The 22,767-nt window shown below is 34.1% G+C and carries 17 protein-coding genes; 6 read left to right on the forward strand and 11 right to left on the reverse strand.

Features of this window, described 5'->3' with window-relative positions; translation table 11 throughout:
• Positions 1-141 precede the first annotated feature (141 nt).
• The 5 genes from H3T80_RS08075 to uxaC form a co-directional block, all read right to left on the reverse strand.
• Complete coding sequence (locus tag H3T80_RS08075) at positions 142-1,464, reverse strand: glycoside hydrolase family 28 protein (protein ID WP_110448477.1); 1,323 nt, start codon at positions 1,462-1,464, stop codon at positions 142-144.
• Positions 1,465-1,571: 107 nt separating this feature from the next.
• Complete coding sequence (locus H3T80_RS08080) at positions 1,572-3,086, reverse strand: MFS transporter (RefSeq protein WP_110448478.1); 1,515 nt, start codon at positions 3,084-3,086, stop codon at positions 1,572-1,574.
• Between the two features lie 90 nt (positions 3,087-3,176).
• Positions 3,177-4,676 carry a UxaA family hydrolase gene (locus H3T80_RS08085; protein WP_232350160.1) on the reverse strand — a complete coding sequence of 500 codons (1,500 nt, stop codon included), beginning with the start codon at positions 4,674-4,676 and terminating at the stop codon, positions 3,177-3,179.
• 13 nt (positions 4,677-4,689) lie between these two features.
• Complete coding sequence (locus H3T80_RS08090; RefSeq protein WP_198201335.1) at positions 4,690-6,153, reverse strand: tagaturonate reductase; 1,464 nt, start codon at positions 6,151-6,153, stop codon at positions 4,690-4,692.
• Positions 6,154-6,200: 47 nt separating this feature from the next.
• Positions 6,201-7,613: a glucuronate isomerase gene (uxaC, locus tag H3T80_RS08095; RefSeq protein WP_198201336.1), complete on the reverse strand. Its 1,413-nt coding sequence runs from the start codon at positions 7,611-7,613 to the stop codon at positions 6,201-6,203.
• 262 nt (positions 7,614-7,875) lie between these two features.
• Between uxaC and exuR the strand changes: the two genes are divergently transcribed.
• On the forward strand, positions 7,876-8,652 hold the full coding sequence (gene exuR, locus H3T80_RS08100) for a transcriptional regulator ExuR (RefSeq protein WP_198201338.1): 777 nt from the start codon (positions 7,876-7,878) through the stop codon (positions 8,650-8,652).
• Between the two features lie 127 nt (positions 8,653-8,779).
• On the opposite strand, the gene lolA is transcribed toward exuR, so the two are convergent.
• Positions 8,780-9,373: an outer membrane lipoprotein chaperone LolA gene (gene lolA, locus H3T80_RS08105; protein ID WP_110448482.1), complete on the reverse strand. Its 594-nt coding sequence runs from the start codon at positions 9,371-9,373 to the stop codon at positions 8,780-8,782.
• Between the two features lie 185 nt (positions 9,374-9,558).
• On the opposite strand from lolA, the gene H3T80_RS08110 reads away from it, so the two are divergent.
• The 5 genes from H3T80_RS08110 (at position 9,559) to nrdB (ending at position 18,237) form a co-directional block, all read left to right on the forward strand.
• Complete coding sequence (locus H3T80_RS08110) at positions 9,559-10,893, forward strand: replication-associated recombination protein A (RefSeq protein ID WP_110448483.1); 1,335 nt, start codon at positions 9,559-9,561, stop codon at positions 10,891-10,893.
• 328 nt (positions 10,894-11,221) lie between these two features.
• Positions 11,222-12,610 (forward strand): hypothetical protein, encoded by a 1,389-nt coding sequence (locus tag H3T80_RS08115; RefSeq protein ID WP_198201340.1) that lies wholly within the window; start codon positions 11,222-11,224, stop codon positions 12,608-12,610.
• Between the two features lie 416 nt (positions 12,611-13,026).
• Complete coding sequence (locus H3T80_RS08120; protein WP_146208346.1) at positions 13,027-14,406, forward strand: hypothetical protein; 1,380 nt, start codon at positions 13,027-13,029, stop codon at positions 14,404-14,406.
• A gap of 288 nt (positions 14,407-14,694) precedes the next feature.
• Positions 14,695-16,980: a class 1a ribonucleoside-diphosphate reductase subunit alpha gene (nrdA, locus tag H3T80_RS08125; protein ID WP_198201342.1), complete on the forward strand. Its 2,286-nt coding sequence runs from the start codon at positions 14,695-14,697 to the stop codon at positions 16,978-16,980.
• Positions 16,981-17,106: 126 nt separating this feature from the next.
• A complete protein-coding gene (gene nrdB, locus H3T80_RS08130; protein WP_110448536.1) occupies positions 17,107-18,237 on the forward strand; it encodes a class Ia ribonucleoside-diphosphate reductase subunit beta in 1,131 nt (376 codons plus the stop codon).
• Positions 18,238-18,462: 225 nt separating this feature from the next.
• Here the strand turns inward: nrdB and H3T80_RS08135 are convergent, their stop codons facing one another.
• The 5 genes from H3T80_RS08135 to H3T80_RS08155 all read right to left on the reverse strand — a co-directional run bounded on the left by H3T80_RS08135 (position 18,463) and on the right by H3T80_RS08155 (position 22,615).
• On the reverse strand, positions 18,463-19,572 hold the full coding sequence (locus H3T80_RS08135; RefSeq protein ID WP_198201344.1) for a glycerol dehydrogenase: 1,110 nt from the start codon (positions 19,570-19,572) through the stop codon (positions 18,463-18,465).
• Between the two features lie 108 nt (positions 19,573-19,680).
• Complete coding sequence (gene fsa, locus H3T80_RS08140; protein ID WP_065577604.1) at positions 19,681-20,343, reverse strand: fructose-6-phosphate aldolase; 663 nt, start codon at positions 20,341-20,343, stop codon at positions 19,681-19,683.
• A 275-nt stretch (positions 20,344-20,618) separates the two neighbouring features.
• On the reverse strand, positions 20,619-21,944 hold the full coding sequence (locus tag H3T80_RS08145) for a PTS sugar transporter subunit IIC (protein ID WP_198201346.1): 1,326 nt from the start codon (positions 21,942-21,944) through the stop codon (positions 20,619-20,621).
• A 5-nt stretch (positions 21,945-21,949) separates the two neighbouring features.
• Positions 21,950-22,264: a PTS sugar transporter subunit IIB gene (locus H3T80_RS08150; RefSeq protein WP_065577606.1), complete on the reverse strand. Its 315-nt coding sequence runs from the start codon at positions 22,262-22,264 to the stop codon at positions 21,950-21,952.
• Between the two features lie 27 nt (positions 22,265-22,291).
• A complete protein-coding gene (locus tag H3T80_RS08155; protein WP_065577607.1) occupies positions 22,292-22,615 on the reverse strand; it encodes a PTS lactose/cellobiose transporter subunit IIA in 324 nt (107 codons plus the stop codon).
• Between the last annotated feature and the right edge of the window lie 152 nt (positions 22,616-22,767).

The raw sequence follows: 22,767 nt of genomic DNA on the forward strand, positions 1-22,767 counted from the left end.
GAGGTGAATAAAAATTACAATTTAATTAAAAGAGTCAAACATCTTGATTTAAGACTTAAAAAAATAGCTAAAAATGCAATTAGCCAATAAATAAAAAAATAACCGCTAATAATAAACTAGCGGTTATTTCAAATATCATGGTTAAGCATTTAAGCTAATTAATTTACCATCTTGCTTAACAAAAGATTGATTAACATGAACATCTTGACTATTTTTAATACATAGTGGCTCACTGACTACATTATCAATAATAACGTTATTAAACAAAACACTTTGAGCATTCTCAATAAAGAATCCTTTACCTGCTTCTGGTTTTACATCTTTAAACATATCGACTTCACCAGCTTGTGCATTTAATTGCATTGAAACCCGAATATTATCAAAAGAGATATTAGAAATTGGCGATTCAGGGATGCCATATAAAAAACCGGCGTAGGCACGAACATTTTTAGCAATAATGTTTGAGAAACTAATATTGTGACATGCCGGCGTTGATACATCGACAGGTAGAGCTTGTTTATTCCAGACAATTGGGTCATTCCCTTTAGGGCCACAATAATAGTAATAGTTCATCACAAACGCAGAGAGAACTTCGTCCATGACGATATTACTAAATGTGATGTCAGAAATAGTTCCACCTCGACCTCGTCGAGTTTTAAACCTTACTCCACGATCTGTTTTTTGGAATACACAATTGGTAATCGTAACATTACGAATACAACCACTCATTTCACTGCCAAGAACCACCGCACCATGACCATGAATCATATTACAATTAGTAATTAAAATATTTTCACATGGACTTTTTTCTGCTGTTTCTTCGGTACCAGCCTTTATCGCAATACAATCATCGCCAACATCAATATAACAATTAGAAATTCTCACATTACGACAAGATTCAGGATTAATTCCATCGGTATTAGGTGAATCAGCAGGGTTAAGAATCGAAATATTATCGACAACAACATTATTCGATTCCATCGGATGAACGGTCCAACTAGGTGATTGAGTCAGAAATACTTTCTCAATAGTCACTCGTTCACAAAAATCAAAACCAATTAAATAAGGTCGTGGATATTTGAGATTGCTTCGTTCATGACGGAATGTATGCCACCATTTTTGTCCATTACCATCGATCTTACCATTTCCGGTGATAACCACATTTTTGATATTGTGTCCGTAAATACAAGGCATATACACATCTTGCTTAACCCCTTCCCAACGAGAATTAACCACCGGATAATCTTTTTCATCATCAGAAAATAATAAAGTTGCCCCTTGTTCAACAACTAAGGTTAAGTTGCTACAAAGTCTGATTGCACCAGTAAAATAGATACCAACTGGAATAACTAATGTTCCACCGCCTAATTGGTCAATATGTTGAATTGCTTTTTCAAACGCTAAGGTATTTATTGATTTTCCATCACCAATAGCACCAAAATCTGTTATAGAGAGAATCGTCATAAGTTTGTCCTAGATATTTTGGCAAATATACCCCATTTAATGTGGCTTAAATATTTGCTTTGTTACTTTAAACTTTAGGATCAGCACAGCTGATCCTGATTAAGAATTTATTCCGTTTTAGTCGTTTTTTGTTTGAAACCAATATTATTATTACCAAAACATTTTTCATAATTGATGCCAGATAATTCCTCAACCACTTTGCGAGTTTCAGGACTAACATCTTCCATTTTGCCTCCTTGTCGGATACGGGCAACTTCATTAATAATGATAGAATGAGTAGCATGATCAAGTTTCATTCGCCATGCAAAGAATGCACCAATTAAAGCCATGCCAATAACACCATACAAAATAATGCCATTAATTGCATCAATCGCACTTTGTGGCTGAATATGAGATTTCGATTCAAACCCATATGCACTTAATATCATGCCAAGAACAAACACAATTGAAGCTCTAACTAATTTACCCGCCATGGTCATCGCTCCAGCATAAACCCCTTCTCGACGTCTATTGGTTACAACCTCATCTACATCCGCCAAAAATACATATACACTCCAAGGAATATAGTAAACACCGCCGGTTCCTAAACCAAACCAAATGGTAATACCCACTACAAGCCAAGTAATATGTGGTAGATTAAAGTAATAGATACCGACATAACCTATCATTGATGAAACAACAATTAATAGAGCGATAATAAAAGGTTTTTTAAAGCCTTTTTTGGCACAATACATCATAAAAAAGGCAGTGGAAACTAACTGGCAAATACTACTTAATGAATTCATTGAAGCAACAAATGAACGTGGTTCACCGAGACTAAAAACAATGAAATAGGTAAATACCGCTGTAAATAACCATTCAGCACCAAAACCAAATAGATACATGCCTAAATGCGTTCTAAATGTTTTAATACGGAAGGTGGATAGAATATCAATAAACAGCTTTTTGATAGCCTCAAAAAAGCTATGAACTGACTCATCTTTTACTTCATCTTTAGGTTTTTCCCAGCTATTACAATACAACAAAATTAACGCTAACATCATAATAGTTGCATAGGTGATTCCGGTTAATAAAAATGGGGTTGCCGATTCTTTACTATAAAAATAAAAAAATACACCGGGAATTGCCGCCCCCAAGAAGTTCGCTACTTTACCAAACATCGCTTTCGAACCAGTTAAATAAGTACGCTCCGAAAAGTTAGCGGTCATTTCAACCGGTAATGTATTAAATGGAATCATAATACTGGTATAAATAATCTCAAATAAAATATACGTTATGAGGTAATACCAAAATCCCATACCATCGATCCATAGCATAGGATAAATAACCATTAGAGGAATGCCTATCAAAATAAAGAATCGACGTCGTCCAAATCGTTGACCTATTTTAGTTTGATAAAAATTATCAGTAATAAAGCCCATTAATGGATTGAGAATGACATCAAGATAAGTGGCAATTGAAAAAATTAGTGCAGCTTGTACCACACTTAATCCACAAAAAGTGGTATAAAAATAGAGTAACCAAGCACCGCTAATCGCTAATGCTCCACTACCTATTAAATTACCACTACCATATGAGAATCTTACTAACCATGTAATTTTATTCTCTTTTTTTTCGTTCATAAAAGATACCTATATTATTTTAAAAAAAAGGGTCCCCGCATTAAGTCCCGAAGGACTTAATGTCATAGGTATTAACTATTGAATTTATGCCTAGAGAGTTACGCCGCTTTTTAAGATGGCTAAATTCCTGAAATTATTGATTTCGTTTCGAGTTTTTTCGCCACTAGCGATCAAAGCAATATGCTCAATAAACTCTAGCAACAAAGATTGCATGGACACGCCTTGTATAAGCTTACCGGCATTAAAATCGATCCAATTGGCTTTCTTGTCGGCCAATTGCGTATTAGTTGCAATTTTTACTGTTGGCACAATTCCACCATAAGGCGTACCTCTTCCTGTAGTGAAAAGAACCATGTGACATCCAGCAGCCGATAAAGCCCCAGTAGCTACAGCGTCATTACCTGGTGCACTTAGTAAATTCAGTCCATGTTTAGTTAACATTTGACCATATTTAAGGACATCAATAACTTCACTGCCGCCCGCTTTTTGGGTACATCCCAGAGACTTTTCTTCTAAGGTTGTAATCCCACCAGCCTTGTTACCAGGAGAGGGATTTTCATAGATAGGTTGATTATTTGAAATAAAATACTGTTTAAAGTCATTTATCATATCAACGGTTTTATCGAAAGTAGACTCATCAACACAATGTGACATCAAAATATTTTCAGCGCCAAACATTTCTGGCACTTCAGTTAGTACACTAGTACCACCATGAGCAACAATATAGTCAGAAAAAAGACCGAGCATTGGATTGGCTGTAATGCCAGAAAAACCATCTGAACCACCGCACTCCAAACCAAATTTCAATTCACTTAAGCGCCCTATTTGGCGTTTATCTTGTTTCATAATCGCATAAAGATCTCTTAAGTGAACCAATGCAGCTTCCACTTCATCGGTTTCTTGCTGAGCAATTAAAAATCTAACTCGAGATTCATCATACTCACCTAAATCTGCCTTAAACTCAGAAACTTGGTTATTTTCACAACCAAGCCCTATTACCAATACAGCGCCCGCATTAGGATGTTTAACTAAATTTTGTAATATAGTTTTAGTATTTTGATGATCTTGTCCTAATTGAGAGCAACCATAAGGATGTTCAAGTACTGTAATACCGTCGATATCTAATTGATTATTTAACTCATCACAAAATTGTTTAACAATTTGTTCGGCGATACCATTAATACAAGTGACAGTTGGAATAATCCAAAGTTCATTACGGATACCTACTTCACCATTGTTACGTCGATAGATCTGTACTTCTTTATCAGCTATCTCATGTAACAGATCGTTTTTAGATAAACGAGGTTGATATTGATAATCATTAATATCACTTAAATTGGTTTTCAAATTATGTGAATGAATATGCTCACCAGCCTTAATAAAGCGAGTAGCGTGACCAATTGGTAAGCCATATTTAATAATATTTTCATTTTGCTCAATATCGTTAAGGGCAAATTTATGCCCTTGTTTAACTGGTTCTTTTAGGTCAATGACCAAACCATCTACGACAATATTTTCTTCATGTGCTTCTAAATCAGATAATGCTACCCCAACATTATCTTTATTATTAATTTTTATAAATTTAATCATTGAATCACTCATACTATTTGCTGCCAGCAATACATTTTTCAATTGCTTGACGCATACCATCGTCAATTATGATCGTTAAATACTGTGTTAATGTTTGTGCTAATTGCGGGATACTTAGTAGATCGTGCTGCCAATGGTCTGTATCACCTAATACAACATGAACTAAATCTTCTAATGAACTTTTACCCTCAGCAATCGCTGTCCAACTACTATTAAAGCGTTGTAACCAAATTGCATCATCTTGTAATGGGTAACTTTGCTCATTACGCACTCCACGATAAAAAGCAATTAATGCCGCAAAAGAGAACACCAAATGTTTAGGTAATATCCCGTTCACTTTTTGATAATTGATTAATTGAGGAAGAATACGGGTTTTAAACTTCGTCATACTATTTAAGGCAATCGACATCAGTTGATGTTCAATAAATGGATTTTTAAAACGGCTAATCACTGAGTCAGCAAAATCAACCAACTCTTGATGAGGTAGATCCAAAACAGGGATAATTTCATCAAAAATGGTCTCTTTTATATAAGATAAGATCTGTGCATCATTCATTGATTCGCCAACAGTATCAATACCAGCTAAATAAGCAACTGGCACCAGAGCGGTATGTGCTCCATTTAAAATCGCCACTTTACGCTCTTTATATGGTTTAATATCTTCAACAATTTTGATATTCATATCGCATTTATCAAGGCATAGTTTTTCTGCTAACCATTGTGGTCCTTGAATAACAAACAGATAAAAATATTCAGCAGAATCAATAAAGTTATCTTTATAACCTAATTCTGTTTCAAGTTCGGCAATTTGTGCTTTCGGGTAACCAGGAACAATTCTATCGACTAAAGTTGAACAAAATAAATTATCATTCTCTATCCAATCAACAAATTTGTCAGACAAGTTCCATTGATCTGCATACTTAAGTACTAATTGTTTGAGTGCATCACCGTTATAATCAATTAATTCACAAGGAATAATGATTAAACCACTCTCTTTACTACCAGCAAAATGAACAAATCTTTCATATAAAAAAGCGGTTAATTTAGCTGGATAACTAGTTGCAGGTTTATCGGTTAATTTGTCACTTTCAACATAACTAATTCCTGCTTCAGTCGTATTTGAAAAAATAAATTGAATATTTGGATCTTTTGCTAACTCAAGATACTCATCATATTGAGTATACACATTGATTTCATTATTCACTGAACGAATAAGTCTAAACTCTTTTACGGCTTCATTTTGTTCATTTAATCCACGAACTAATGTGGTATATAAACCATCTTGAATACTCAATGATGGTGGAAAATCAGTATTTAATGGACGCACCACAACCACACCCGCATCAAGATCAGTCTTCTCGTTAAGAATATCTAATTGCCAATCTAAAAATGCACGTAAAAAATTACCTTCACCAAACTGAACAACACGCGTTGTATATTTTGCTCCCGGAAAATCATTTCTATTTAATGTTTTCATTACTTTAACTCTTATTTAATTACTCTAATTACAACGACTTAATAATCTTAACTTAATTCAATGCCAAAATAGTTTTTAGCATTATCAAAACTAATATTTTTAACCATTTGTCCCAATAATTGGATATCACGAGGTGCTTCACCATCTTCAACCCAACGTCCAATCATGCGACATAAAATACGTCTAAAATATTCATGACGAGTATAAGATAAGAAGCTACGGCTATCAGTTAACATGCCAACAAAACGACTTAATAAGCCAAGTTGGGCAAGCTGTGTCATTTGACGAATCATGCCGTCTTTTTGATCATTAAACCACCAACCTGAACCAAATTGCATTTTTCCTTGAATACCTGCACCTTGGAAGTTACCAATCATCGTGCCTAGAATTTCATTATCAGAAGGATTTAAACAGTATAAAATCGTTTTAGGTAGCGCATCTTGTTTAGCTTGTGCATCTAATAAACGAGATAGAGGCTGGGCAATCGGTGAATCATTAATAGAATCGAATCCAACATCAGGCCCCATTAAATTAAACATTCTGGAATTATTATTACGTAATGCGCCAATATGGTATTGTTGGACCCATTGACGTTTGTTGTATTCAACACCTAAAAAGATAAGTACCGCAGTTTTAAATTGAGCAACTTCTTTTGTGGTCAACACTTGACCAGATAATCGCTTACTGAAAATAGTATCTAATTCTTTTTCTGTTGCTTCTTCATAAACCACTGTATCTAATGCATGATCGGAAATCTTACAGCTATGAGCAGCAAAATGGTCCATACGTTTTGATAAAGCTTGACAAAGAGTCTGGAAATTAGAAATTTCAAGATCGGCAACCATAGCTAGTTTTTGCATATAATCAGCAAAAAATTCAGAATCAATATTGAATGCTTTATCTGGACGCCAGCTTGGTAAAACTTTAACGTCAAATGAACTGTCTTGAGCAATAGTTTTATGATGCGTTAAATCATCGATTGGATCATCTGTCGTTCCTACCATTTTAACTTTCATTTTTTTCATAATACTGCGAGCTGAAAATTCCGGTGTGGCTAACATCTCATTACAACTATTCCAAATTTTCTCGGCAGTTGATGGTGATAATAAAATATTATCAATTCCGAAAGGACGACGAAGTTCTAAATGAGTCCAATGATATAGAGGGTTACCAATAGTATGAGGTACAGTTTCAGCCCAAGCTTTGAATTTTTCAAAATCATTAACATCAGTACCTGTACAAAATTTTTCAGCAACACCATTGGTACGCATTGCGCGCCATTTATAATGATCACCTTTTAGCCATATATCATACAAATTTTTAAATTGATAATCGTTGGCAATTTGTTCTGGTGGTAAATGGCAGTGATAATCAAAAATTGGCTGTTCAGCAGCATAGTCGTGATAAAGTTGACGAGAAAATTCAGTATCAAGCAAAAAGTTTTCAGTTAAAAAACTCATTTTATTCTCCAAAAAGCAGTGATTAACTAGTAGGTTTAGATGTCAATATTTTGTCTTATATTAACATATAAGACAACTTAAAAAGTTGACATACATCACAGAATTAGTTCATACCCATAATATATAAAGGGATATTTTTCATTAAAAGTTAGCTGACAAGTATGTTTATTTGAAAAAATTACAGCAATATTATTTAACTTAAAGCAATTAGATGTTATTTTAAAAGTCTGAGAAAACTTAAAGGATTTATGCCAACTTCACCATGACCCAAGAACAGAACGAATATCAACGACTTTATCAAGTCATCGCAACTGAACTTAAGAATCGAATTATTAATGGTATTTATCCAGTTGGCAGTAAATTACCTTCCGAAAGATTAATTTGTGAAGAGTTAAAAGTTAGCCGATCAGTAGTTAGAGAAGCCATTATCATGCTTGAAGTTGAAGGTTATGTTGATGCACGTAAAGGGTCTGGCATCCATGTAATTGCTAATAGTTTGCAAAATAATATTATTACTACCTCACAAGGTTTAAATTTTTCGACTACAGGCCCCTTTGAGTTACTACAAGCTCGGCAACTTATTGAAAGTAATATCGCTGAATTTGCCGCCACTCAAATTACTAAAGATGATATTGTTAAACTTTTAGAAATTCAGCATAACGCCAAAAAAGAAGATCATTATCGAGATTCTGATTGGGATTTAAAATTCCATACTCAAATTGCAATGATTACCCGCAATACTGCTTTGATCACCATTGTTCAAGAAGCGTGGCAGCAACGGACATTAAATCCTTTATGGAAAAAACTTCATGAACATGTACAACAACAAGATATTGAAAGTTGGTGGGATGAACATGATAAAATTTTAGAAGCGTTAATTAATCGAGATCCTAAAGCGGCTAAATTAGCCATGTGGCAACATTTAGAAAATACAAAAAAAATGTTATTTGATGCAGCTAGCGAAGATTTCGAAACCAAACGCGATCACTACCTCTTTTCTGATAACCCAGTTATCAGTATTAATGAAATGGAGCATTGAGAGAGAGTAAATAGCCAATTTAACAGCAAAACTCAAAAATAGCTTAAAAGCAAATTAAAACACTTTGCATTAGTAGGCAAAGTGTATCAATTCGTGAATCGAAAAAAATTAGATATTGCTAAAATAATTAGCGTTGATCGTCAATTGTCACCCCAGCAGGTGGTGTAAACTTGAACTTATCCATCGCAACTTTGCCTAAAGTTTGACGAGATAAATCATAAAAGCTGCGCTGACCATCTTCTTCAATAATCGTAAAATTCGAAATCATGCCGGTTGGTAAAACCGAAATAACAAAATCTTGATTAGAGCCATCAGTCGGTTTTAAGGTAAAAGAATCTTGTTTACGTGTAACATTATAGGCATTCCAAATTGGATTATGGCTATCAGTAATTAGCAACATTAAACGATTATCTACCGCTTTTTTCAAACTCATTACACTCACTTGTTCAACGGCTGGAGTGTAGACCCACATATTAGTGCCATCAGAAATAATCGAAGTTTCATCAGGTTCAGTCATTGTCCAATTAAAATAATAGGGTCTTGTCACCCATAAATCACCTTTTCCTTGTTGAACTGGTTGCTTATCAGCTGTTTTGACATCTTGTGAAAATCGTGCATAAAATCCATCAATTTTAGCTAATCGTTCTTGTAACACCTCTTTATCGCCTGCCCATGCAGAAAGACTTGTAAGTAACCCAATTAACATTAAAAACTTCTTCATTACCAATCCTTATGTATTTTGTATAATAAAATATATTCAATAATCATTTATTTTAATAACTAATTTAGTTCAAAATATTACCGTTTTTCCGTTAGCTGTGGAAGATATTTTCTTTTCTTTTTCACTATTATTAATGAAGCGGTATATAATAACCATATTTTGTAATTACAGGTATATAGTACACCATGCCTAGTCTCTCTTTTGAATTTGGTTCAGATGAATTTAAACCTTTAGCTGCAAGGATGCGTCCACGCAATTTATCGGAATACATTGGTCAAAGCCAGCTACTGGGTAAAGATAAACCGCTACCCAAGGCTATTGAGGCGGGTCATCTGCACTCAATGATTCTGTGGGGACCGCCTGGTACAGGTAAAACCACCTTAGCAGAAATTATTGCCCATCATGCCAACGCTAAAGTTGAACGTATTTCAGCGGTTACTTCTGGTATAAAAGATATTCGAGAGGCAATAGAGAGGGCAAAAATAAACCAGCAATCTGGTGTTAGAACCATCTTATTTGTTGATGAAGTCCATCGTTTTAATAAAAGTCAACAAGATGCATTCCTACCTTATGTCGAAAATGGTACGGTAACCTTTATCGGCGCAACAACTGAAAACCCATCATTCGAATTAAATTCAGCACTTTTATCTCGTGCGAGAGTATATCTACTAAAATCACTGACCAATAATGATATTGAGCAAATTTTACAACAAGCTATGGATGATACTGATCGGGGTTATGGTAACTTAAATATCAAATTACCGGAACAAACTAAACAACAGATTGCCGAATTTGTTGGTGGTGATGCAAGGCGAGCACTAAATACACTTGAATTATTGGTCGATATGTCCGATGGCCAAGCCCTTACACCAGAATTACTAAAAGAAGTCATTGGCGAGCGTAGTGCAAGATTTGATAATCAAGGCGATCGTTTTTATGATCTGATATCCGCAGTACATAAATCAATTAGAGGCTCTGCACCTGATGCCGCACTTTATTGGTATGCCAGAATCATTTCGGCTGGTGGTGATCCACTCTATGTTGCCCGTCGATTATTAGCGATAGCTTCAGAAGATGTTGGAAATGCCGATCCAAGAGCAATGCAAGTAGCACTAGCTGCTTGGGACTGTTTTACCCGAGTGGGGCCAGCTGAAGGCGAACGAGCTATCGCCCAAGCAATCGTTTATCTTGCTTGTGCACCAAAAAGTAATGCTGTTTATCTTGCATTTAACCAAGCAATGAAAGATGCAGCATCTCAGCCAGATTATGATGTACCAGAACATCTACGCAACGCACCAACCCAATTAATGAAGAATTTAGGTTATGGAGCTCAATATCGTTATGCCCATGATGAACCTAATGCCTTTGCTGCCGGTGAAAACTATTTTCCTCCAGAAATGGCGACAACTAAATACTATTATCCCAGCCAACGAGGAGCTGAAAAAAGTTACGCTGAAAAATTAGCGTGGTTAGAAGATCAAAATAAAGCGAGTAGCATTCAACGCTATAAATCGAAATAAAATTAACATGTAATTTAATATATTTTACCAAATAAAATTGCATTGATTATTCGTCAAAACCTAAATTAGCAATAATCGAAGCGTATTAATCCACATAAAGAACAAACAACAATTAAAGTAGAATTGATAGAAATAAAAAACAAAAAATATTATTTAACAAAGTGTTAATGCAAAAAAAATCAATATTAATTTTAGAAATTAACAATCATTTACAATAAATCATTCGCTATAAACTATCGTTTAACCTATAATCATTCGTGAAATCTTGCACGCAAAAAAAGCCTTTCTAAGAAATAATTAAAGAAAAATGAAATATAGGAAATATACCGTGAGTTACTTAACGAGCAGTAGATATTTAGCACTATGGTTTTATTTAGTATTGTTATTCCAATCAATCCAGTCCTCAGAAGCTAGCCTTTCGCAAACGACGGTTAAAACGATAGTAGGATCACCACCACATTTATCACTACCGTTAGAGATGAATATGGACGATTTAGACTTATTTGGTTTAAAAGTCTACAATCAAAATTATTATGGTGAGGAGGTCGATCATTTACCTCTCATGAGTAACTATCCTTTCAAAGATAAAGTTGCAATTGCTCCAATGAAATATCCAAATGAAAATGAGTTCCATGATGCTGATGGTGATGAATTAATTGGATTTGAAGCAAACGGCAATATTAAAATGGAATGGTTTTATACCAATTCAAAAAATAAATTAGTTTCGTTTGTTCCAAAAGATAATGACACATTTTGTTCTTTAGCCAAAAAAAATATAAATGCTCCGTTCAAAGTAAAATTGACAGCTGATTCTTTATTATTAGTAACTACTCATGGGCATCCTGACTACTTTGTCTATCCTAATGACGATGTAACAACACCACCGTCAAAAACTTATACCATTATGGATGATGTCGGAATTTGTTATGCTAAACCAGAAATAAAACCAAAAGAATCCAAAGCTAATGGACTATCGCAATGGGATCGAGATAATGGCTTTTTACCACAATCGAGAAATGATCCTAGCAAAAACTTTCCTACAACCGGTTTTTATGGTGCGCGATTTCAGTTAAATTTGACTAATGCACAATTGGCTAAAGATTATGAGTGGTCAATTAAACAAGGTAGTGAGTTGGTACAAGTTAACAAAGACGATAAAACTCAAGAGGTCACAGTGTCATTTGATATGCCAGATGCTAAAGATCCAGCAAAAGCTTGGCAATATATAATGGGATCTGATGATGGATATACGGTTATTGTAGAAGGAAAAAATCCCCAAAAAAATACCGCTATTCAATATTCATTTACCCTCGTTAAATGGTTTACCGGTTGGGATGAAAATAAAATTGGTGAACCTGGTGCCTCTGTTACAACGGGGCCTAAAGTGGATGAAAGCTGTAGCGCCTTAGCTGGTGGAGGAAAATATCGCATAAGTTATACTAACGAAGTGGTTAATTCCAGCTTACAGGCGGCTAAAGCTAAATATACTCGAGAGATAGGCACGCTTTTCAGTGAATGGGGAGACCCTAGTCAAAAAGCATACCCAAACTCTTGGGCGGCCAATGATAAACAAGATCTTAGACACAAAAGAATTTGGTTATATGATCCGGACCAAAAAAAATACTGTGATTTACATACTTATCAAGCAGTTTATCACTGTGTCGCTGAAAGTGATTTAAAAAATGGCTTATGCACAGCAGTAGCTGAATATAACTAGCAATTTTTGATACGACTGCTTAATAACTATTAACCAACTATCCAATAATAGTTTTTTATGATTTTGGATAATTAGTACTAACAAATAACTTATTAGTTTGCAATCTATTGGTGAAAATAACCTCAATAAGATGAAGGTTATTTATTGTTCATGTAATTATTATCACTAAATTGTATAAATTATCAAATATTGAAAGACAAAATCTTAAATATTGTTATTTATCAAATATATGTTAAAAACATGAATATTTATTTATAAGTAAAATAATGATTAGTTGTCTTTGAGATCGACTAAAGAGATTGTTTGCTTTATAATCAGCGCCACAAAAACATAAAAAAAATAAAAATATCATTTTATCAAATACTTATAAATTATTAAATTAGAATGATAAAACATGAATAAAAAGGAATTTAACAGTGAATCAAATTATCGAGATGTCTGTAAAGATAATATCGTCAATGCTACTTTTATTACTAGTATCTTCCTCTAGCTATGGTTCGCTCGATTCAAAAACCGTTGAAGCTATTCATGGTAATAAGCCATTATTATCAGCAAAATTAGAAAGTAATATGAAAGACTTTGATCTTTTCGGTCTAAATACCGATGGTAAGAACTATTACGGTGATGAAGTCAAAAAAATGCCATATTCAACAAGTTATCCATTTAAAAATAACATCAAAGTCGCTCCTATAAAACTTCCTGATAATAGCCAATTTGTTGATGAGGATGGTGATCAACTATCTGCAATCGATACCAGTAGTGCAATTACCATGAAATGGTATTATACCAATGCTAAAAATCAACTTATTGAATTTGAACCAGAAGATAGCGATACATTTTGCTCATTATCAGAAAAAGGGTGGTATGCGCCTTATAAGATCAAACTAGAAGCAGATGGTGTACTATTATATACTCAATATGGACTACCTAATTCAAATCAATACCCTAATGAAAACATTATTGATAGCCCATCTAAAATGTATACCTTATTGGAAGATAATGGATTTTGTTATGCACGACCTTCGTTACAACCAAATGAAGCCCAAAGTGGCAAAAAAAACCAATGGAATAAAAATTATGGTTTCTTAATTCAATCAAATACAGAATCAAGCAATTTTCCAACTACTGCTTTTTATGGTGCGCAATTTGACCTAACGCTTGCTCAAAAAGGCATGGCCGACCAATATGATTGGCAACTGTTAAAAGGGAAAGAACTTGTCAGTGAACCAATAATCAGTGCGAGCAACGACTTTGTCACACTAAGATTTGGTACTGATAATGCAAAAAATACCTTGATAGCTTGGAATTACATCATGGGTAACAATACCGGTTATGAAGTCATTTTAGAAGGCACGCATAAAACTAATGGTTACAAAATCCGTTATGGATTCACTATAACACAATGGTATTCTGGATGGGATCTAGCTACCATAGGAACGGGTGTTAGTTCAATAGGAAAAGCATTACAAATTGCCGAAGCATGTGAGCAGTTACCAGGTAATTATCGTATTGCTAATGCAGATGAACTGAGTAACGCAGATTTCAATGCAGGAAAAGAAGCAATATTTACTCGTGAAATAGGTTCATTAATGAGTGAATGGGGTTATCCAACACAAGAATCCTACCCAGACTCATGGGCTCCTGCATTAAAAGAAAATAATAAACGAAAAAGAATTTGGGTCTATGATCCGACAATGAACAAATTTTGTGACTTACATCCATATGATGGTAAATATCACTGCAAAAAAGAGAGCCAAGATAAAAATGGCTTATGTATAGCGGTCGATACTAATTAAATTTGTCATTTTATATTTAGAGCTCTATCTATTCATAGGTAGAGCTTATCATTGGCAATTTTTATTTTTCTTTGATAGCACCTATCATTATCGTTTTTACTATTAAAAACCAATTCAAAAAATATTATCCGTAATCATTGATTTTCGTTAATAAATTACCGATCACTGTTTATTAAGCATACTACATATAGTAATAAAATGATTAATAGGTACTATATATTGTATATTTTGACAATTATCAATTATCATACGCTCCATTAAAACATAAAAATGGATGATAAATGAATAATGAACAAATCAATGCTAGTAACTAAACGTGATGGAAAAAAAGAACCTATCGATCTTGATAAAATCCACAAAGTAATCACTTGGGCAGCGGAAGGATTAGATAATGTATCTGTTTCTCAAGTTGAATTACGTTCACATATTCAATTTTATGATGGTATTCGTACTTCGGACATTCATGAAACTATTATCCGTGCAGCAGCTGATCTTATCTCTCAAGATGCGCCTGATTATCAATATTTAGCAGCCCGTTTAGCTATCTTTCATTTACGTAAAAAAGCCTACAATCAATTTACACCACCATCACTTTATGAACATGTAAAAAAACTTGTTGCCAGTGAACGCTATGACAAACACCTTCTTGAAGATTATACTCAAGAAGAATTTGAGCAAATGGATAAAATGATCGACCACTGGCGCGATATGAATTTTTCCTATGCAGCCGTCAAACAACTTGAAGGTAAATATTTGGTTCAAAATCGCGTAACCGGTGAAATTTATGAAAGTGCTCAATTCTTATATATCTTAGTTGCCGCGTGTTTATTTGCTAACTATCCAAAAGAGAGTCGTTTAGATTATATCAAACGTTTCTATGATGCCGTTTCGACATTTAAAATTTCATTGCCGACACCAATAATGGCTGGGGTTCGTACACCAACTCGCCAGTTTAGCTCGTGTGTATTAATTGAATGTGATGACAGCTTAGATTCTATCAATGCCACAGCTGGTGCGATTGTAAAATATGTTTCACAACGAGCTGGAATTGGTGTTAATGCGGGTCGTATACGAGCATTAGGTAGCTCCATTCGTGGTGGTGAAGCATTTCATACCGGCTGTATCCCTTTTTATAAATATTTCCAAACTGCAGTTAAATCATGTTCACAAGGTGGTGTTCGTGGTGGCGCAGCTACAGTATTTTATCCACTCTGGCATTTAGAAGTTGAAAGTTTATTAGTCCTACGTAATAACCGTGGCGTTGAAGAAAACCGAGTAAGACATTTAGATTATGGTGTACAAATCAATAAATTAATGTACCAACGTCTAATTAAAAATGAAAACATCTCTTTATTCAGTCCATCAGATGTGCCGGGTCTTTACGATGCTTTCTTTGCCGACCAAAACAAATTTGAAGCACTTTATCATCAATATGAACAAGATGTTAATATTCGTAAACGCGTAGTTAAAGCAGTTGAATTATTTTCATTATTAATGCAAGAACGAGCATCAACTGGCCGAATTTATATTCAAAATGTTGATCATTGTAATACTCATAGCCCATTTAATGCTCAACTGGCACCAGTACATCAATCCAATTTATGTATGGAAATTGCCCTACCAACTAAACCACTTAATAATGTTAATGATGATAAAGGTGAAATTGCACTTTGTACGTTATCTGCTTTTAATTTAGGTAAAATTGAATCTCTTGACGATTTTGAAGAGCTAGCTGATTTAACCGTTCGTGCACTAGACGCATTGCTTGATTATCAAGATTATCCGGTTCCGGCAGCTAAAACGTCATCAATAAACCGCCGCACATTAGGTATTGGTGTAATTAACTATGCCTATTATTTAGCTAAACATGGAGTTAAATATTCTGATGGTAGTGCCAATAACTTAACCCATCGCACATTTGAAGCAATGCAATATTATTTATTAAAAGCATCAAATAATTTAGCTAAAGAAAAAGGTGCCTGCCCACTATTTAGTGAAACAACCTATGCTCAAGGTATCTTACCTATCGATACTTATAAACAAGATATCGATACACTTACTAAAGAACCATTACATTATGATTGGGAATCTTTACGTCAATCAATCAAAACTTATGGTTTACGTAATTCTACTTTATCAGCATTGATGCCATCTGAAACTTCCTCACAAATATCAAATGCCACTAATGGTATTGAGCCACCACGAGGATATGTCAGCATAAAGGCGTCAAAAGATGGTATTTTAAAACAAGTGGTACCTGAATATAAAAAATTAAAAGATTTATATGAGTTACTTTGGCAAATCCCAAATAATATAGGTTATTTGCATTTAGTCGGTATTATGCAGAAGTTTATTGATCAATCAATTTCAGCCAATACTAATTATGATCCAACTAAATTCCCTAATGATAAAGTACCAATGAAACAGCTATTAGCTGATTTATTAACAGCTTATAAATATGGTGTAAAAACCCTTTATTATCATAATACACGAGATGGTGCTGAAGATATTCAAGGTGATATTGAAGTCTCATCAAGTGATGATGGTTGTGAAGGCGGAGCATGCAAAATTTAATTGTTCTGCTTAGCCCTAAAAATAAAAGTAGCGGATAACAACTGAGTTATCCCTACTATTCCGACTTTTTACTTATCTGCACAGTAAAAAGCTTAACAAATTTCTGTTAGGAGTTCGATTATGAGCATGAATTACAGCACCTTCTCACACGTCCATAATGATCAACTTAAAGAGCCAATGTTTCTTGGTCAACCGGTAAATGTTGCTCGTTACGATCAACAAAAATATGAAATGTTCGAAAAGTTAATTGAAAAACAACTTTCTTTCTTTTGGCGTCCTGAAGAGGTCGACGTATCGCAAGATCGTATTGACTATGCAGCGCTCCCAGAACATGAAAAACATATATTTATTAGTAACTTAAAATATCAAACTCTGCTCGATTCCATTCAAGGTCGAAGTCCAAATGTGGCGTTATTACCTTTAATTTCTATTCCTGAACTTGAAACATGGATAGAAACTTGGTCATTTTCAGAAACTATCCATTCACGTTCATACACCCACATTATTCGTAATATCGTTAATGATCCTTCGGTTGTATTTGACGATATTGTGACTAATAAAGAAATTCAAAAACGGGCTGGTGATATTGCAGGCTACTACGATGAATTAATTAGTTATGCTAGTTATTATAATTTGTTAGGTGAAGGTAAACACACTGTCAATAATCGAACTATCACTATTGATCTACGAGAGTTAAAAAGACGACTTTACTTATGCCTAATGAGCGTTAATGCGCTTGAAGCGATTCGTTTTTATGTGAGTTTTGCTTGCTCATTTGCCTTTGCAGAACGTGAATTAATGGAAGGTAATGCCAAAATAATCAAACTGATTGCTCGTGATGAAGCATTACATCTAACCGGTACACAGTTCATGATTAATACCCTAAGAAGCGGTGAAGATGATCCAGAAATGGCCGAAATCGCTAAAGAGTGTGAACAAGATTGTTACGACCTCTTCTTACAAGCTGCTAATCAAGAAAAAGAATGGGCTGAATATCTATTTGAAGGTGGTTCAATGATTGGTTTAAACAAAGATATTCTATGCCAATACGTTGAGTATATTACTAATATTCGTATGCAAGCGGTTGGTCTCAAATTACCATTTGAAGTAAAATCGAATCCAATTCCATGGATCAATAACTGGCTTGTTTCTGATAACGTACAGGTTGCGCCACAAGAAGCTGAAATGAGCTCATATTTAGTTGGACAAATCGATTCAGAAATTAGTGAAGATGATTTAAGTGATTTTACCTTATAATTATTAATCGCAAAAAACCCTTTCCTCAAATTTTTTATTAAAGGAACCTTATCGGTTCCTTTTTATTAACGTTATTTCATATAATTAAATTACAGTCTTTATTAAAAAATAAATTTTAATTTTCTTTTAGTATCTAACGAAAATTTTCTGTAAAAAGTAATCAAAAAAAAGAGAAATTACACGAATAATTTCTCTTTTGTATTAAGGATGGAGCTCTGACGAAATTTATCTATCTTTTCGTGATAAATAATTTTCACCATACTGGTTGGCAGCAATTAAAGCAGCATAAACATCTTTAGGTTGAATATTACCAGGCATGTTTTTCATTGTGTCATTATCAGCGCAAGACTCTGCTGCAACTTTCTGCATTTTCTGTTCTATATCAGTAGTAACACCAATTTGTGCTAATGAGATTGGTAAGCCAAGATCATAGCAAAAGCTCGTGATTTGCTCTAACACTTCATCACTAGCATTTTCTAAAATCAGTTGTGTTAACACACCAAATGCCACTTTCTCACCATGTAAATATTTATGTGTTTCATCAAGTGTTGTTAGTCCATTATGCACAGCGTGAGCTGCAGCCAAACCACCACTTTCAAAACCAACACCACTAAGATAAGTATTCGCTTCTACGATTTTTTCAACTGCTGGAGTAACCACTTTATTTTGCACAGCAATCATCGCTTTTCGACCTTCTGCCATTAAAGTATCAAAGCAGAATTTAGCCAGATTTAAAGCTGTTGATGATGCCAATTCACCAGCCATAGTTTTTGCACCACTTTGATGGCAAGCTCGGGCTTCAAACCACGTCGCCAATGCATCTCCCATTCCTGCTGCAAATAAACGACTCGGTGCGTTAGCTACAATTTGAGTGTCAATAAGAACAACGTTAGCATTGTTTGGTAAAAATAGATAAGAATCAAAAATACCATCATCAGTGTATATAACAGAAAGCGCGGCACATGGAGCATCAGTAGAAGCAACGGTTGGACTTAATACGATTGGATATTTTGCATAAAAGCCTACTGCTTTGGCTGTATCTAGTGTTTTACCACCACCGATACCTAAAATAGCTAAACAATGATTCTCAATCGCTATCTGCATAACTCGATTAACTTCTGAATGACAACATTCTCCACCAAACTCTACAAATATATATTTGATATTTTTTGCCGTGAGATTTTGTTCTAATCGGTCTTTCACTAATGGTAATACAAATGGATCAACTAAAATGACAAACTTATTAGCTACTGGTGACAAATATTTAGCAATATCATCATAGATCCCTGCACCTTGTATATATTTACCTGGTGATTGAATAGCAACAACACTCATACTTTTTTTCCTATTAAAAAATAGAATTTACTAACTTTTCTTGATTTTGAAGCTAATAATTTAAATTGCTAAAAAATCATTCGGCGAATACTTAATTAAAACAATGTATTAAAAAGATAGTGTTCCGTAAGTTTTCTTCCAATCATCTTCGAATTTACAAATAGCAGCATCGACTGCAGGATCGGCAAGGAATAACTCAGCTACGTCTACTGGTAAAGTTATAGATTTACATCCACTTAATAAACAATCTAAGGCTTGTCTTGCCGTTCTAAAACTTGCCGCTAATACCATTGAAGATGGCGCGTGCAAATCTAATAAAGTTTGCAATTCATTTACAACATCAATTCCATTTCCGCTTTGAGCGTCAATACGATTAACATATGGTGCAATATATTTTGCTCCAGCTAAAGCAGCTAATAAGCCTTGACCGGCACCATAAACAGCCGTTCCTAACGTTGGAATACCTTGCTTAGTTAATTCTTTGATAGCAATAAGGCCTTCAGTCGTTACCGGAATTTTCGTTATGATCGATGGAATTTTACTGCGTAATTGTTCTGATTCTTTAATCATATCTTTGGCATTATTACCAATAGTTTGCGCAAATAACTGCCCTTCTGGACCAATAATATCCTGTAACGCCAATAGTACGTCAAAAATCGGCTTACCAGATTTAACTACAATACTAGGGTTTGTAGTCACTCCTTTAATCGGGAATATTGGCGCAAGTCGTTTAACTGCAGCAATATCTGCTGTATCTAAGTAAAGTTCCATAACATCTCCTTTTTTATTTTCTTTCGTAAATAATTTTACTTACTATAGAAAATAATTCCACTATTTTTTAATCTTTTTTTGTTAAATTTAAAAAATAAAATAGCACCAATAAAGCGCACAATAATCAAAAGGAATAAAAGTGATAATTAACTTATATAGATTAAATAATTATCGAAAAAAACATTCTTTTGCTTACTAGCAAAAGAATGTAAATCCGAAGAATAATTTTTACAATTTGACTTGTATGATGATCTAAGAAAATTTAACCATAACAACTATGAAGCTGTCGCTAACCCCTCTTGTTGTTCTTTTGCATACGCAATTGCATCCATTTTCTTAAAAAATGGATAATATCCTACGATAGAAATACCTAAGATAATCACTTGTAATAATGCACCTTTCCAACCTGCAACCAAGAATCCAGAAAGAATTCCAGGTGTGCTCCATGGCAACATAACACCAGAAAAAGGTTCTAAAAAGCCAATAACAAATGAAAAATAGACTAATAATCCACTTAGAATCGGCACCACAATAAACGGGATAAACATAATCGGATTAAGTACAATACCAAATCCAAACGTAATTGGTTCATTGATATTAAATATAGTAGGGAAAATTACAGCTTTACCTAAAAACTTATATTGCTTAGACTTTGCTGCGACAATCATGGCGAACACAATACCAAAGGTGATACCAGAACCAGTTAAAAGAATAAATGAATCTAAAAATTGTTGAGTAACAATGTGTCCTCCGTTACTTAGATCCAAATAGCCTTTTTCAGCTAAAATTTTAGTATTATCAATGGCATTTGCGGTTAATATTGATGTCACGATTCCATTGACAATCGATTGTCCATGTACGCCAAACCACCATAAAAAGGAGATAAAAAATGCAATCGCTATCATACCACCTAATGAATCGGTTAAACCTTGTAAAGGAACTTGCAATAAACTATAAATAGCTTCTAACAAAGTCGTTTGACCAAAAGCTTTAAATAAAGCATAAGTAATTAAAGCACAAGTAAAAATACAAGCTGCTGGCAAAAATGCGGTAAATTGTACTGCGACAGTTTTTGGTACAGCTTTCGGCATTTTAATCACGATATTACGGCGCAAAAAAAGTGAATAAATATAACCAACGAATAAACCGATAATGATTGCTGAAATCATTCCCTGCCCACCAATCCAAGCTTTAGATACCGTATTATCGATAATTTCACTTGAAATAGGCGCGACAACATAAGAGTTAGAAGTAATAAAAAAGGCCGAAACAGCAAGTACCCCAGCAGGTAACGGTTCAAACCCCTCATTTTTAACATAAGCATAAGCAATGGCAAAACAGGAGATTAAACCCATGATAGCAAAAGTACCACCATAAACTCGCATAAAAGGTTCAGTCCAATTATTACCGAAAATATTAGCAATAAAATCATTAATTTCTTTCGAAGGTATTTGACCAATAACCAGAAAAAAACTACCAACCACAGTTAATGGAAGAATACTTAACATTCCATCTTTGACAGCAATAATACCTTTACTATTCACAAATACTAAAATTTTGGGTAACACTTTGGTATTAATAAAATTGACAATAATACTCATAATTATTACCCCTTGTTTTTATGAAGATTTAGCGCAAATTCAAGTACTTTTTGTCCATTCATTGTGCCATAGTCAATCATAGGAATAACTTCGACAGGTAAACCGACTGGATCACAAACTTCTTTTGCTTTAGCTAATGCATAACCTACTTGAGGTCCAAGTAAAGCTACATCAGTATCATTTATATGATCACGTAAATTTGCATGCGAATGTGCTTGAATATCCACTTCAAGATTTTGTAATTTCGCCGCTTCAATCATTTTTTCAACTAGCATACTAGTAGAAAATCCTGCTGCACAAAATAATTTAATTTTAATCATAATACTCACCTTGTTATCTTTATATAATTAATTAGCTAGTAGACTGTTTACTGTTTTTCGTAAATCGATGATCTGCTCTATCAATGTAATTTCTGATATGGCAGCCATTAAATGATCTTGAGCGTGGATAAATAAAGCACTAATCATAATTTTCTCACCATTGGCCTCCATTGTGAGTAATGCTGTTTGCTCGTTATGAGCTAATTTTAAATATTCATGAGCCTGTTGAAGGTCAGTATCCGATCCTTGGTAATCTTTTTCGTTTACTTTAGTTAATGCATTGTAGGCAAAAGACTTAGCTGCACCGGAGTTAACAATTAAATTCATAATAACTTGCTCTATATCGGTCATATAATTACTCTCCTTTTTAATTTATATTTTGTTGTAACTATCTTTTATTAAAAAATAACACAAAAAATACTTTCAAAACGTTGAGTAAGATCACATTAACGAAAATAAAATAAATTTCTAACGAAAATAAATTTAATTTCATAAGAACATTA

This window comes from Gilliamella sp. W8145, from assembly GCF_016101145.1.
GTDB lineage: Bacteria > Pseudomonadota > Gammaproteobacteria > Enterobacterales > Orbaceae > Gilliamella > Gilliamella apis_A.